Source organism: Dehalococcoidia bacterium (assembly GCA_035528575.1).
GTDB lineage: Bacteria > Chloroflexota > Dehalococcoidia > E44-bin15 > E44-bin15 > DATKYK01.
In genome coordinates this window covers 1-14,783 of the sequence record DATKYK010000041.1, presented here as the reverse complement: position 1 = coordinate 14,783, position 14,783 = coordinate 1, and the positions used below count along the sequence as shown (strand labels likewise).

General features: G+C 51.5%; 13 protein-coding genes. 5 read left to right on the top strand and 8 right to left on the bottom strand.

Going from position 1 to position 14,783, the window contains the following annotated elements:
* Nucleotides 1-10 precede the first annotated feature (10 nt).
* Both VMX96_10250 and VMX96_10245 read left to right on the top strand, forming a co-directional pair.
* The gene (locus VMX96_10250; GenBank protein ID HUU64279.1) at nucleotides 11-898 is read left to right on the top strand and encodes an enoyl-CoA hydratase/isomerase family protein; all 888 of its coding nucleotides are present in this window, start codon (nucleotides 11-13) and stop codon (nucleotides 896-898) included.
* Between the two features lie 87 nt (nucleotides 899-985).
* A complete protein-coding gene (locus VMX96_10245) occupies nucleotides 986-2,413 on the top strand; it encodes an MFS transporter (GenBank protein ID HUU64278.1) in 1,428 nt (475 codons plus the stop codon).
* On the opposite strand, the gene VMX96_10240 is transcribed toward VMX96_10245, so the two are convergent.
* The 4 genes from VMX96_10240 to VMX96_10225 all read right to left on the bottom strand — a co-directional run bounded on the left by VMX96_10240 (nucleotide 2,410) and on the right by VMX96_10225 (nucleotide 5,497).
* The gene (locus VMX96_10240; protein HUU64277.1) at nucleotides 2,410-3,687 is read right to left on the bottom strand and encodes an acetyl-CoA hydrolase/transferase C-terminal domain-containing protein; all 1,278 of its coding nucleotides are present in this window, start codon (nucleotides 3,685-3,687) and stop codon (nucleotides 2,410-2,412) included. The genes VMX96_10245 and VMX96_10240 overlap by 4 nt on opposite strands.
* Nucleotides 3,677-4,417, bottom strand: coding sequence for a flavodoxin family protein (locus VMX96_10235; GenBank protein HUU64276.1), 741 nt, complete (start codon nucleotides 4,415-4,417; stop codon nucleotides 3,677-3,679). The genes VMX96_10240 and VMX96_10235 overlap by 11 nt, the downstream gene beginning before the upstream one ends.
* A 234-nt stretch (nucleotides 4,418-4,651) precedes the next feature.
* The gene (locus VMX96_10230) at nucleotides 4,652-4,828 is read right to left on the bottom strand and encodes a hypothetical protein (protein ID HUU64275.1); all 177 of its coding nucleotides are present in this window, start codon (nucleotides 4,826-4,828) and stop codon (nucleotides 4,652-4,654) included.
* Between the two features lie 144 nt (nucleotides 4,829-4,972).
* Nucleotides 4,973-5,497 carry a flavodoxin domain-containing protein gene (locus VMX96_10225; GenBank protein HUU64274.1) on the bottom strand — a complete coding sequence of 175 codons (525 nt, stop codon included), beginning with the start codon at nucleotides 5,495-5,497 and terminating at the stop codon, nucleotides 4,973-4,975.
* Between the two features lie 492 nt (nucleotides 5,498-5,989).
* Here VMX96_10225 and VMX96_10220 point away from each other — a divergent pair, with 492 nt between their 5' ends.
* Entirely contained in the window at nucleotides 5,990-6,424 is a 435-nt protein-coding gene (locus VMX96_10220) for a PadR family transcriptional regulator (GenBank protein HUU64273.1), read from the top strand.
* Nucleotides 6,425-6,558: 134 nt separating this feature from the next.
* Nucleotides 6,559-6,996, top strand: a complete 438-nt coding sequence (locus VMX96_10215; protein HUU64272.1) for a hypothetical protein — start codon at nucleotides 6,559-6,561, stop codon at nucleotides 6,994-6,996.
* Between the two features lie 373 nt (nucleotides 6,997-7,369).
* Here VMX96_10215 and VMX96_10210 read toward each other — a convergent pair whose 3' ends face one another.
* From VMX96_10210 to VMX96_10195, 4 genes are all read right to left on the bottom strand, one after another.
* On the bottom strand, nucleotides 7,370-8,176 hold the full coding sequence (locus VMX96_10210; protein ID HUU64271.1) for a hypothetical protein: 807 nt from the start codon (nucleotides 8,174-8,176) through the stop codon (nucleotides 7,370-7,372).
* A gap of 508 nt (nucleotides 8,177-8,684) precedes the next feature.
* Nucleotides 8,685-9,902 (bottom strand): serine hydrolase domain-containing protein, encoded by a 1,218-nt coding sequence (locus VMX96_10205; protein ID HUU64270.1) that lies wholly within the window; start codon nucleotides 9,900-9,902, stop codon nucleotides 8,685-8,687.
* Nucleotides 9,903-10,190: 288 nt separating this feature from the next.
* Nucleotides 10,191-12,098: a choice-of-anchor U domain-containing protein gene (locus tag VMX96_10200; GenBank protein ID HUU64269.1), complete on the bottom strand. Its 1,908-nt coding sequence runs from the start codon at nucleotides 12,096-12,098 to the stop codon at nucleotides 10,191-10,193.
* Nucleotides 12,099-12,954: 856 nt separating this feature from the next.
* Entirely contained in the window at nucleotides 12,955-13,194 is a 240-nt protein-coding gene (locus VMX96_10195; GenBank protein ID HUU64268.1) for a hypothetical protein, read from the bottom strand.
* 511 nt (nucleotides 13,195-13,705) lie between these two features.
* On the opposite strand from VMX96_10195, the gene VMX96_10190 reads away from it, so the two are divergent.
* On the top strand, nucleotides 13,706-14,783 hold a 1,078-nt coding region (locus tag VMX96_10190), incomplete at its 3' end, for a hydantoinase/oxoprolinase family protein (GenBank protein ID HUU64267.1).

Sequence of the window (14,783 nt, the reverse complement as noted above, 5' to 3'; positions counted from 1 at the left end):
GGAGGAAGGATTGAGTTACTGTCTCTACGAGGTTGATAAGGAGAAGAGGATTGCAACGCTTACCTTTAATCGACCGGAGAAGCTGCATGCCCTGGTGCCGATGGACGATCTGGAGGAGGTTATCTCCAGGTTATACGAGGCAGATAGGGACGATAATGTGGCGGTGGTAGTCATGAAAGGGTCGGGGCGGGCGTTCGGGGCGGGGTATGATATCGATGCGGTGCGCTCGCGGCGTGGCTTCAGTGAGGATAAGCGTCCCCCGCAGAGGAGGAGGTACTGGGGGGTGGATGAGTGGTGGGGGCGGAGGGGCATCCTGCAGAAGATACTCACCTGTGATAAGGTGACCATTGCCCAGGTGCACGGCTACTGCTACGGAGGCCATTTCGAGATGATGTGTGCCTGTGACCTGGCCATCGCCAGCGAGGATGCGCTTTTTACCCACCCCGGCTACACCTATCTCGGCATCGAGGGCCCGATTCCCCTTTATGTACTCATGATCGGGTGGCGCAGGGTAAAGGAGATGATGCTTCTGGGAGACCCGCTCACCGCCAGCAAAGCACACGAATTTGGTCTGGTTAACAGGGTGGTGCCCCTCAGTAAACTGGAAGAGGAAGTTGCTGAGATAGCTGAGAAAATAGCCGGCCGGCCCCTTGACGGTATCGTGATGGGCAAGAAAGAGTTCCAGTTGGCGATGGACATAATGGGGCTTTCCGCCGGCTACGACCTGGCCAGCATTTCCCACACCCTGATGAGCAATCTAAAGTTTGGGCCTGGAGAGTTTAACCTGATGCGGGAGATGAAGGACAAGGGGCGCACGGGCATGTATTCAGCTAGAGACAAGCGTTACGGTGACCAGGCCTGGCGCGCGGAAGGTGCTGAGAAAAAGAAGAAAAAATAGACCTGAGATGCGTTGCCATAGGAGCAGGGGTGCCACGCGCGCCCCTGCTTACTTTAGCCGAAGGATTAGCGCTTTTCGGGGATAAACATGGCCCATAACAACACACCGTCGAGGAAAATCGAAACCAAGTGGCTAGTCCTGGCTGCCGTGATGCTGGGCAGTTTCATGGGCCCCCTGGATGCCAGCATAGTCAATACCGTTCTCCCCGCCATTACCCAATACTTCCATACCGATGTCTCTATAGCACAGTGGGTGCCGACGGTTTACCTGCTGACCATTAGCTGCCTCATCCTGTTCTACGGCCGGCTGGGGGACATATTCGGATACAGGAGGATTTTCCTCTACGGCCTGGCTGGCTTCACCGTCACCTCTCTACTGTGCGGTCTCTCACAGAGCATCTGGATGTTAATAGCGTTCAGGGCACTGCAGGGACTTTCAGCGGGCATGATTATGGCTGTGGGCATGGCTATCATCACCTCGGCCTTCCCGCCTACCGAGCGGGGAAAGGCCCTGGGCATCTACGCTATTAGCATCGCTGCGGCCCTGGGCCTGGGGCCGACTATTGGCGGCGCTGTCGCCGAGCATCTCAGCTGGCGCTACGTCTTTATAATCAACGTTCCCATCGGTGTAGTCGCCCTATTGTGGTGCTACCGGGTCATACCTCAGGGGGTCACCAAGCCCGGGCAGCATCTCGACTGGTACGGGGTCCTGGCCGCCTTCGTCTTTCTGCTCAGCCTGCTTCTCTATACCAATAGAGGTCAGGACTGGGGGTGGCTGTCCCCTGCCTCTATTAGCCTGCTCATGGTAGCGCTCATCTCCGGCGTGGCCTTTATCTGGCTGGAGCGGAGGGTGAAACAGCCGATGCTCAACCTGGCGCTGTTCAGAAGCCGTGTGTTCGGCTTTGCCAGCCTGAGCGCCCTTCTCAACTTCGTGGCGATCTACGCGGTAGTTTTCCTGACACCCTTCTACCTGACCTTCGTGTTGCATTATAGTATCCTCAAAGTGGGGCTGGTTATGGCCGCATCACCCGTCGCCACCCTGTTCGTGGCGCCCGCGGCCGGTGCGCTCTCCGACCGTATCGGCAGCCGGGGCCTGGCCTTCTGCGGCATGATCATCTGCGCCGTAGGTCTGTTCTTACTGAGCGGCCTGGGTGCCACCTCCAGCAGCATCGATGTCATCTGGCGGCTTGTCATCTGCGGTGTGGGAGGAGGGATGTTCCAGAGCCCCAATAACAGCGCCATCATGGGCAGTGTGCCGGTCATTCACCTGGGCGTTGCATCGGGAATGCTGGCCGCGATGCGTAATGTAGGAATGGTTCTTGGGATAGCTCTTGCCGGTGCGGTGCTGTATAACCTGGCTCCGGTGGCGGCCTCCGGTCAGATAGGCCCACTTGCCAGCGCGGAGGTGGAGGAGTTCCTCGCTGGCGTGCGCTGGGCGTTCATAGCCGGCGCCATAGTGGCGTGTATCGCTGCAGTGACCTCGCTGGCGGCGGTGGAGCGGCCTGGAGAGGCTTAGTCTATATGGTGCCTCGCCTTTTCCAATTCGTTCCGGAAGTCAGGATGGGCGATGGAGGTAAGGGCCTGGGCACGCTGGGCCATGGTCCTGCCCCTAAGCTCGGCGATGCCATATTCGGTTGCCACACAGTCAACATCATAGCGCGGCACGCTGGTGATGGTGCCCTCCTGAAGCTGTGGGATGATGCGGGAGTGGCGGCAAGACTTACCCTGTATCGATGAGGTAAATGCAATGATCGACCTACCGCCGGGAGCTACCGCCGCCCCCCTCAGCCACTCCGCCTGTCCCCCCACGGCGCTAATCTGCCTGCCCCTGATAGTTTCGGCATTAACCTGTCCGCTGAGGTCGACCTCGATCGCGGAGACTATGGTTATGAAATTATCGAACTGGCGAATAATATTGGCGTCGTGGGTATAGGTATAGGGGTGCATCTCAACCTGCGGGTTTTTGTGGATGAAGCGGAAGAGCTTATCGGTGCCGGCGGCGGCGCCGCTCACTGTTTTACCCCTGTCGATTGCCTTGCGCTCGTTGGTCACCACGCCGCTATCCATGAGGTCAACGGTGCTATCGCTTATCATTCCGGTGTGGATGCCAAGATGGCGCCGGTCACCGAGCATTCTGACCAGGGCTTCAGGTATGGCGCCCACGCCGATACAAAGCGTGTCCCCGTCAGATATGCGCTGGCTCACCACCCTCGCCACCGCCTCCTCCTCAGCGCCTATTTTGGGTTCGGGCCAGGGCTGGACTGGGCGGGAGACCTCTACCAGGTAGTCGAGATCGCTTACGTGTATGAGGCTATCGCCGTAGGTATACGGCATCTGCTCGTTCACCTGTGCGATGGCAGTGCGGGCAGCAAGCGCTGCATCGCGGTTGAAGCCGGGAACAGCCCCGAAGCTCAAGTAGCCATTCTCATCAGGCGGGGAGACATGCACCAGGGCAACATCCAGGGGCACGGTTGTGGTAAACAGGGAGGGGGTCTGGGTCAGGCTGACCGGCAGGAAATCGATGGTGCCGTCCTCGACACCTTTCCTCAGGTCGGGGCTCACATGCATGGTTACGATATGAAAAAAATCGGTGAAGCCGGCATACGGGGAGCCGGGGATAACCCTGCTGTCTAGCAGATGAGTGCCCTTGAGCCTCTCCCTATCCTCAACCAGGGCATCTACCAGCGTGCGCGGCTCGCCGCAGGTTCCCTCGATAAATACCATATCGCCCGGTTTTACCGCTGCGATCGCTTCCGCGGCGCTTGCCTTTCGGTGAGGTTTATCCCCCACTACCCTTATCCCTCCACACACCGTCGATATAAACCTTCTCCTTCCCTTTCTCCCAGTGCCCGCCGAAGACGGTGGTCTTATATTCATCGGGAAGCACTATGCCGTGCTGGGTAGCGTATTTTATCATGCGGGTCACCTCCACTACCCGTATCCCCACCTGTTTCGCCATGAGCATTCCCCTTCTGTCGTCGCGCACCCCATTCTTGAGGTATCTCGGCCTATCTCCAGAAAAGATCGTACTGGTAACACCCCAGCCCCTGGCCACGGGTATCATCATCCTCTTCACCAGGTTCTCCATCTGGTCCAGGCAGGCATCGAAGCCTAGGCCGAAAAATCCCACGGTCAGGTAGCCGGTAACCTTGTTATTCATTAGCTGGGTAAAGATGGCGTAGTATCTAACCCTGGACCAAAGGACAGTGAGCGGGGGAGACAGGGTCAGCCCCCACGTCGGTGCGCCGAAGATAATGCCGTCGGCGGCGACAATCTTATCGAATATCCCCTGGGCATCATCCTTTACCTTACATGGTGCCTTATTCTCGATGCACCACTGACAATTTTGGCACATGGCGATCTTTTTACCTGCCAGCGTGACGAACTCGGTCTTCACTTTACCGATTTCACCCTCCAGCTCCCTGGCTCCCTTGAGGCTTTCTTTCACAAATGTGTCGCAGTTGCCGTCCTTAACCGGTGTTGCCGAGAGGCCCAGGATATTAATATCAACCTCGCTCATGCTGCCCGTCCTTTCGATAGTTTATCTTGTAGGATTATAGCTAGCTTTAACACTCCGTGTCAATTTTATACTAGTCCGGCACATCAGTGATATATCACCTTTGTGGTTGCCTGTCACAAAGTGACCAGTATGCTTTTCATAGCTAAGGCAGCATTAAGGTAAAATGTATGGGGGTATTAAAAAAGAGGGGGCCACCCTTTATCGGGTAGCCCTAAATAACTACAATATGCCAGGCTATTCTATACTATCTGTGCATTTCTTGCCCGTTTCCCGCTCATAGGCCTTGCAGTGAGGGCAAAATAGCCTGTCAATGGAAGCTATTGCCTTCAATACCTTGTTACCACGTTTTGCCCTAGAGCAGATGGGACATTTATCCCTGCAATAGAGTGCCTTTTCACTTAGTTCAGTCATTTCTTTTCACCTCCTAGCTTACCCTTCCACCCTCTCCAGCACCTGTTGCGTCCTGAGTAGCGCCTCAAATCGATCCAACTCTAACATTTTACCTGGACCGATTTTGGGTGCAGGTCAACGTGACCAATGCTATTCGGAGACCGTTTAGTTGGTCGAATTATCTGTTAATGCAGGAGCTATTTCATTAGCCCATTTGCTAATAGTATCCCAGTTTCGAAAGTCACCTTCCTCCATTAGACCTGATTTGTCTAGTTTAGCCATCACCTTCCAAGAAAATCCCACCTTGCTATAGTCAATCTTACCAGCAAATAGCCCAATACTAACTGGCTCACGTATGCGGTAAAGCGGCTCCAGGAATCCTTTGACCTTCTCCCTATTCTCTGGAGTGTTTTGTTTCATAGTAACGCCCACGATGAAATAGGCCGTCTTCATTCGACGGAGATTAGACTCATTCTTCGTGGCAAATTTCACTGCTTCTGAAAGCAACTTGTCCATCCTGGTGGCGCTGCCGATGATGATATTTTTATATTGTGAGATATCATTTACTGCATTCACATTGCGAACATCGACTTCAATACCCATATTGCGAAGAACCTGACCGATGTATTCAGCAATTTCGGCAGTTGACCCATATTTACTTGCATATGCAATAAGTATCCTATCCTCCATAAGGCTTCGACTCCTCGGGATTCTCAAACTGGCATTTCGGGCATTTCATGTTTATTCAGCTTTGAAGATTACAAGCCGATTACTGGTGGGGACATCCTAGACGACTGAGAGGCTGTTGTCAATAGGTGGGGGTTCATGATGTAATTACAGCATTGGAGTGTGCGGTTATGCTGGCAAGATAAGGGGCCACCCATTCTCGGGTAGCCCCTCTATTTTCTAATCTGGCCTACAATTGGTAAATTTCAAATTCCCGCCGAACTTTTCGGACTCCAAATGCCCTTCCTCCACTTCCTGCGCTACCATGACACCATGACTTCATAAAATCACAATGATTAGCCCCTTGACAAAACTGATACCCTATGTTATGATATATCCCGATATATCGGGATATAACTCGATATATAGGAATGACCAATTAAGGAGTTGGCAATGTTCAATATGCATAGAAGATTCCAAAGACCTTGTTTTGAAAGCCCATTTCAGAAGGGAGACTTGAAGTATGTCATCCTTGACCTAATAAAAGATAAGCCTCGATATGGCTATGAGGTGATCCGGATATTAGAAGAGCGCTCTCACGGTTTCTACACACCCAGCCCCGGGGCCGTATACCCCACGCTTCAACTACTTGAGGAAATGGGGTACATTTCTGCCGCCCAAATGGATGGGAAAAAAATCTACACGATAACAGATGAAGGTCGCGCTTTCCTAATGGAACACGGGCAGTTCGCTGAAGGTATAAAGAGGCAAATGAGAGATTGCTGGAGTTCGGAGAATACTGCAGAGATACGCGAGACTATGGCCGAAATCGGGCGGCTTGGACGTCTGGTTGGGCAACGTTTTCGCGGTATAGACACGGAAAAGATGCGGAGTATTCGAGAAGTCATATCGCGTGCTTACAGAGATATTGAGACAATACTGGAGAAATAAATGGAGGCCGAGTGTACATGCAAAGCTGCTATTAATCAAGTAAATACAGTTCTATATAGCGGGGAGAAGTTTGAAAAATACAATTCAGGTGTAAAGTCATCCATAAGAATAAAAAGGTAAAAGGAGGAGAGAAAATGGGCACGATGGACGAAATGATGGAAGCGATGATTGGGAGTATGAGTAAGGAAGAAAAACAGGATATGATGGTAAAGATGATGGAAAAGTTTTTCGCCGATATGACGGCAGAGGACAAGCAGAGGATGATGGAGCAGATGATGCCTAGAATGATGATGGATATGATGGGTGGAGATGAAAGTGCTGGCGGTATGATGGGAATGATGTCGCAGATGATGGGAAGCGGTAAGGAGAAAGGAATGCCAATAATGCCAAATATGATGACTCAGATGATGCCCCATTGTCTAAATATGATGCTTCCCAATGTTCCAAAAGAAGAGCGTGTTGAATTTGTACTGGATATGGTTGCGAAACTTATCGAACAGGGTTCTGTAGGGATGACGGATGAAGAAAAAGATGAATTTATGGCCAGAATACTTGAGAAAATTACATCCTGAGATATAAAACTTACGGTTGACCAGAGCACGATAATAGACTCAAGTGTCATGATTATGACACCATGATCAGAAAGCAGTGAGTCAATGTTTTGTATCTACAGTGGACTAAAAATGCGATTTCGACAACGTAACTCGGGGAGAATCAAGAGGACTCCACTTCAGGGACCCCCGTTTTTGAGCAGAACTGGGCAAAATGGCAGGAGCAACAAAACGCCATATTGTGCAACAATGACCATGTGAATGCCAGTTACAGAGTGACTAGCATGCTTTTTGTAGCTAAGGCGTCATTGCGGTAGGTTGCACGGGGTATATAATACAGGGGCTACCCATTCTCGGGTAGCCCCTCTTCATTTGTTAACAAATGTCTGTAGCTTTAGGCCACATGCCTCCTCTTCATCAGCACTATGACTCCCATAGCTACTGCCATAAACGCTGCCAGCCCCAGCCAAGGCGCGAGTACAGCTAGCCTAGTTATGGAGTAGATGTCGCCACCTACGGGGGTACATTCATAGCTTACGACCAGCCGAGGCCAGTACCCTTCTCCTTGTTCACAGGCATTAACTGTTACATACTCTGGTCCGAAAGGTTCAGTATCGGTAATATCACGCTCACTTCTAAGCCCCAGTTTTGTTGTTCCCGTTTTTGAAATCCACCCTATTCCTACCGTATTTAGCGGAATGTCATTATAAGCAACGATAGAGAAGCCAGATGTGTTGAACGCTCCCCCGCTCGTAGTCTGACTTAGCAGGTTGCCATAATCCGATGTCTGTAACGGGTCATTAAGCACAGTCCCATCTACCACAGTAATATTAAAGTCGGTATTACTAGCATCGCTATACCCGTACAGCGATAGAGTTGCTGACGTAATTTCGGCAGAGTCAGGTAAGGAACTGGTGTCAAAAAACAGTCCAGCACGATAAATAGCCTTCGCTGAACCGGGGGCATCTTGTCCTATAAGTAAACGCCCCGAACTTTGAACAGTTCCTGAAGGACAATCGTGAACAGTATCGTAACCCCCAGTTACGTAATATAAATAGCCATCGGAGGCACTTGAATAGAACGTAGCCTCGCAAGTATCTGCTAATGCCATCTGTTCCTTAAAAGGTATCAAAGCGAAGAGGAGTAACTCTGCGAGTAGTGCTGTACAAACTAGTACTATCATGGCTTTTTTAACATTCATAGTGAAGTTTCCCTTCTCAATTAAACCAATGACACAACTTACGGGATATGAAGCTTTAATATTTTATATTACTACCATTCATACGTCAATTGCCATGACTAGGTTATATGCGCTATATCCATCACTTATGAATAGTGCAAGGCATCTCTAAATAGAGCGGTCTTTTTATAGAAGGATGCGCCCTGGCAATAGTAGCTGCACAGGTTGGGGTTCATGTATGCAACAACAAGCATGTGGATGCCAGTTACAAAGTGACTAGTATGCTTTTTGTAGCTAAGGCGGTATTAAGGTAGGTTACATGGGGAAGCGTTTGGCGTGAATGAAGTAGTTGAAAGATTGGAAAGGGTGGTTGTGAAGGTGAGGAGGCGCCGGTAGCGGTCGTGAAGTAGCCCAACACTACGACCTATGCTAGTTCACAGTTCGAATCATGCTCGGGGAGCCAAGTCGTGTGATAGATAGGACTTCTCGTTCAGAGGTTCTATCTTTTTCTATGGGCATAGGGATAGATTCACCGCAACCAACTACCGGACGCGTTCGATCTGAAACCGAGCGAGATATAGACGGCATCAACAAGGCTTTGTCCCCTGGGATTCAGCCCCAAACCAGGGCCCATCTTATTCATCATGTAGCCGAATGAAATCCTCTCACGTGGGTCAGCGAACCCGATGGACCCCCCGGCTCCCGGGTGGCCGAATGCGTCTTCGCTTAGGATCATGCTATCCTGCATGCCCGGAGGTTGTCTCCTATTATCGTGTGATTTGATAAACCCCAGGGAGAATCGCATGGGGATAAGGAGTGTCATATCTTGGCCAGTCGAGGAAGACACCGTAGACATCCGCGCAAGGGTGTCACGATCCACCAGATTGACGCCATTGAGGCTTCCTCCGCACGCTAGTGGAGCATACATGCCGGCAAGTCCACGAGCATTTGTTATACCGCCAGCCCCTCCGACCTCAGCTGCATGGATGGCGCGCGAGTCAACGCCGTCCACGGTCAAGGTGCCACCGTCGTTAAATAGCGCTAGGCCCTGGATAGAGTTCGGATCTGCCAGGGCAGTTCTCATAAAGGGTGTGTCAAGCATTTGCTGAGGGTCGAACATAATGATCTTTGAGACCCGCGGTTCCATCTCCTCTGGCAGGCCGATCCAGAAGTCAAGCCCGAGAGGTTTTGCCACTTCGTCTTGGAGGAAGCGACCGAGCGATTTGCCCGATACACGCCTCACCACCTCACCGGCCAACCACCCAAACACCACGAATTCATAACCATGTCGTGTACCAGGCTCCCAGAATGGCTCTTGCTCCTCAAGTGCGTGTACCATTATGTCCCAGTTGTAGTACGCCCCTTGGGGTAACGGCTTACGGACATGTGGGAGACCCGCCTGGTGGTTGAGTAGCATCTTCACCGTGATGTTCTCCTTACCGGCCTTACCAAACTCGGGCCAGTATTTCACTACGGGAGCGTCAATATCCAATAGGCCCCGGGAAGCGAGGATATGGGCACAGAGGGCTGTCGCCCCCTTAGTGGCGGAGAAGACGACCGAGACCGTGTCCTCCTTCCATGGCTCGCCGGTGTCGACATCAGCCGTGCCGCCCCAGATATCTACAACAGTTTCGCCGTCCAAGGTAACACACACAGAGGCCCCGACCTCTTCCCGCTCCTTGAAGTTGCGCTCGAATTCCTCGCGCACGCGCTCGAATTTGGGGGCACACTTTCCTGAAACAGCCATGACTAACCTCCCTTATTTACCGTACTCCTAGTTTGAAATTGAAACGGTACTAACCCCCGACGGGGATGTGTTTCTTGCGGAATTTTCGATGGGGATTAGACCACAACTAATAGAGCTTGTCAATCCTCCAAGGCAGCGGTGCGAGTGAACAGGCTGCAAAGGATGCGAGTTGGCCGGATGCGGGCTGGGGGAGCTAGGCTGTCAATGTTGTGGACTATATAAGAATAAGAGAGGGGCCACCCATTCTCGGGTAGCCTCCCGTAATCTTCTCATCCACTGTTGGAGAGTCTACGCAATGCGTCTTCTCTTCGTTATCACTAAGACTGCCAAGGCCACTGCCATCAGCGCCGCAAGAGCAAGCCACGGTGCCAAAATGGCTACCCTGTTCACCGGGTAGACCTCGCCCCCAACGGGTGGAACCCCGGGGCCTCCATCATCAACTATCTCGCCGTCTTCCCCGGTCAGGACATCATCGCCCAGTCCGTTATCTACCAGCGTTATGGTGACAATGTTATCCCCATCGTCGTCACCCATAGGCAACTGGTACCAGTGATTGGAGGCATCGCCGGGAGTTGGGCCGCACTTCCAGTACTGGGTTCCCACCGGGACGGCAGAGGGAAGCGTTATGGTGACAGTTACGCTCTCGCCGTTGGATAGCCCTGTAATATTAAATGAGAAGAAGCCATGTGGGAACTGAAGATTCCCATTACCTTCAGCGGGGCAGGATAGCGTTGACTTAGCATGGGCGTTCAGGTTCTGTATCGTGCCCGAGCTTGTAGAGAAGGTGGCATTGCCCGTGACGGTGGCTGTGGCTACCGTGGCGCTAGTAGTGGGCGTAGGAGTAGGAGTAGGAGTAGGTGTAGGTGTAGGTGTAGGTGTGGGTGTAGGTGTTGGAGTAGGTGTAGGTGTAGGCGTGGGTGTGGGTGTAGGAGTTGGAGTAGGTGTTGGTGTCGGTGTCGGTGTCGGAGTAGGAGTGGTGATTTCAACCGTCACCAAATGAACTGAGCCACCTTTATATGCTATGGCGTAAACACCATTGGCAACATAGACCATGCTGGGCTGATCACCCTTTAAATCATCAAACTCCAGAAAATCTACAAAGGTTATATTACCAAAACTGGCCCCGGCGGTGAGATTTATCGTAAACGTTTTCAGGAAACCAGCATTGTCAGTTCCTTTGTAGGCCACGGCGACAGTATCATCGGAAACACGGACTATACTGGGCTCGTCACCCTTGTCGTCAGTTTGATACTTATAGGTAGCTAGTATGGGGTCAGTTATGCTGCCATTGGTGGCAATCTCAACCGTCGTCAGATTACCTGAGCTACTTTTATATGCTATGGCGTACACATCATTGGAAACATAGGTCATACTGGTCATACTGGGCTTCTTACACTTTACCTCATCAAACTCCAGAGAATCTACAGGGGTTATATTGCCAAAACTGGCCCCGGCGGTGAGATTTATCGCAAACGTCTCCAGCCAACCATGATCGTCAGTTCCTTTGTAGGCCACGGCGACAGTATCATCGGAAACACGGACTATACTGGGCTCCTCACCCTTGTCGTCAGTTTGATACTTATAGGTAGCCAGTATGGGATAAGTTATGCTGCCATTGGTGGTAATCTCAACCGTCGTCAGATTACCTGAGCTACTTTCATATGCTATGGCGTAAATATTATTGGAAACATAGGTCATACTGGTCATACTGGACTTCTTACACTTTACCTCATCAAACTCCAGAGAATCTACAGGGGTTATATTGCCAAAACTGGCCCCGGCGGTGAGATTTATCGCAAACGTCTCCAGCCAACCATGATCGTCAGTTCCTTTGTAGGCCACGGCGATAGTATCATCGGAAACACGGACTATACTGGGCTCCTCATCCTTGTCGTCAGTTTGATACTTATAGGTAGCCAGTATGGGATCAGTAATGCTGCCATTGGTGGCAATCTCAACCGTCGTCAGATTACCTGAGCCACTTTTATATGCTATGGCGTAAATATTATTGGAGACATAGGTCATACTTGGCTGGTCACCCACGGTGTCAACCTCTAGTCTATCTATTACTAAATCACCTATGTCGCCAGGATCCCCCAGTGCGGCATTGAGGCTCAGCAGCGGGACTGCCAGCGCCGCTGTCAGCACGGCCGCTATTGATAGAGATGTAAGCCATTTCTTCGTACCCGTGTTCACCCTTTATCTCCCTTTCGGATTTGGCTATCCCTCTAATACAACAGGTTCAAAAATGCCCTCACCGGTGTATCTAACACTAAGACAATCAGTCACTATATACTATGCTAATACAGGCGTTCTCAAGCAATGCAACTATTGGCGAAAACAGAGGGGCCACCCATTGCCGGGTATCCCCCTACAATGCGGCTGGTTATGCTACCGCTTCTGACTCACATTCCCGCCGTCTTTCACCCTAAGACCCTCCTGCGCAGCAGGTATGACAGAATGTCCGCCCCCTTATCCCGGCAGGGCGAATATCGCTGTCACTGCATTAAGGAATCCTAATTGATTAACTAGATAGGCTTATCCAGATAATCTTTTTGTAATTTCAACTACTTGGCTCAGCTAAGCGACAGGATGCACCTTGAAAAAGACGAACGGAACATAGCGTTGCACCATATCGCCAATTTCCTCCTCAGTTTTACCCGCTGTGATTGTGGCTATCTGCAGGAAGCGCCTCTGGTAAAACTCTCATATGAACGGTAACACAAGATTCGCCATTTGTCTGTAGAAAAAGTCTGTATTTTTTGTGGGGAAAGTCTGTATATTTTTGTGTGGGGAAAACCCTGACAATATTTTGGTTTATTGTGGGGAGGCCTTGACACAGGTCAATACCGTAGTGCAGGCTGTCAGGCATCAAGGATGCAGGTTGTGGACAGCCTCATCGTGCAACAATGACCATGTGGATGCCAGTTACAGAGTGACTAGCATGCTTTTCATAGCTAAGGCAGCATTAAGGTAAAATGTATGGGGGTATTAAAAAAGAGGGGGCCACCCATTCTCGGGTAGCCCCTAGGATTCTTAACCCCTCACTCTCTTAACCCCTAATAATATCTCCACTTCCCATGTTTGCCACAACACTCAGTGCATAAGCCCCTGAACTCTGGGATGCTGGGGTGACGATTATAATTATGACCCACATGACGACTCCAGCGGCAATAGCAGCAGCACCGAATGCCCGGCCGTGAGCACTTTCGCTCTTACGATACATGACGATGCCACCTGCAATAAGCGCCGCACCGAGTATACCCAATGTCGCTATAATGATGAATTCCATATGTAAGCTCCCCTCCCCTCCCTTTTCGCAATCCTGCAATATCCGTTTTCAGGACACTGTTCTTCTCATAAAATATAGACGTTTGAGGTGAAATTTTTGTTCCACGGCTATTATAATGCACGCCTATCAATTATCCAAGTCAGTAGGAACAAGCTGTAAAGGATGCGGGTTGGCTGGTTGCGGGCTTGTGCAATTGGCGAGGGGCAATAACAAGCATGTGTATGGCCGTTATTGCGACCCCGACCGGTCAGCCTCAGAGAAAGCTATCTCACCTTTTCTCACCTACCCGCCCTTAGATGTGTTGCTGCCCCGACTTGTCGGGGATCGCAATAACAAATTGGCTTTCTCCAACCTACCTATAAACCGAGGCCCCTGCCTAGAAAAATATGTGGTGTAGTAATGCGATAAGGTTACATAATTAGGGAAGTTATCACGCGTAACCTGTTGACACAGTGCGATGGATTGGATATGCTGGAAGCCCCAATTTCTGTAGAACTTGCAAGGAGGCGACATGGAACACCAGGTACAGATAATCGCCAGTGACGCCGGCGGCACCATGACTGACATGATGGTGGTAGACAGCGAGGGAAACTTCACCATCGGCAAGGCGGCAACTACCCCTCAGGATCAATCTCTGGGTGTTTGGGAGTCGCTGACGGATGCTTTCGAGTACTGGGATATCGATTTCAAGAAGCAGGCGGGTAATATACTTCCCGGTGTCGAGGCTATCGTCTACTGCGGCACTTCGATGATGAATGTGCTTCTCACCGCCACGGGTAAAAATGTGGGGGTTATCACCCAACGGGGGGATGAAGACGTCTTCATCCACGAACGGAGCCGCCAGACGTGGACCGGGTATGGTTATCAGGATGTTCTGCATCACGTAACGCATCACCACAACATGCCCCTGGTTCCTCGGAGATTGGTTAAGGGGGTGACCGGGCGAATAGATATGTTCTCGATGGAGGCCATACCCCTCTATGAGCATGAGGTTGAGAGGGCGGTCGAGGAGCTGCTGGATGAGGGGGTGGAGGCCATCGCCGTCTCCCTGTGGTATTCATACCTGAACCCGATTCATGAGCTGAGGGTGTCCGAGATAGCCCAGGAGGTGATGCAGAAGCGGGGTCGGCAGGTGCCGGTGTATCTCTCTTGCCAGCTTTGTCCTATTACCAGGGAGCAACCGCGACTCAACACGCTCGTGCTCCATGCCAGCGCTGCAGAGCCTGGACGCGAACAGCTGTCTGGGATTGAGCGCAAGCTCCAGGACAGTGGATACAGGTATCCTCTTCAGATAGTTCTGGCGCACGGAGGCGTGACCAATATCCGCTACCCCCGAATCTATGAAGGGTGCTTCTCCGGGCCTATCGGGGGTCTGCTCGGGGTTCGCTATCTGGAGCAGGTGATGGGGACAGGCAACTGGGTCTGCTCCGACATGGGCGGTACCAGCTTCGACGTGGGCCTCATCATGAGCGGCGAGCCCGTCATGCTGCGCGAGGTGGTCATCAACCGCAGGATATTCAATATTCCCACCCTGCTCATGGATACCATCGGCGCCGGCACCGGCATGTATGTTACCATCGACCCCATCA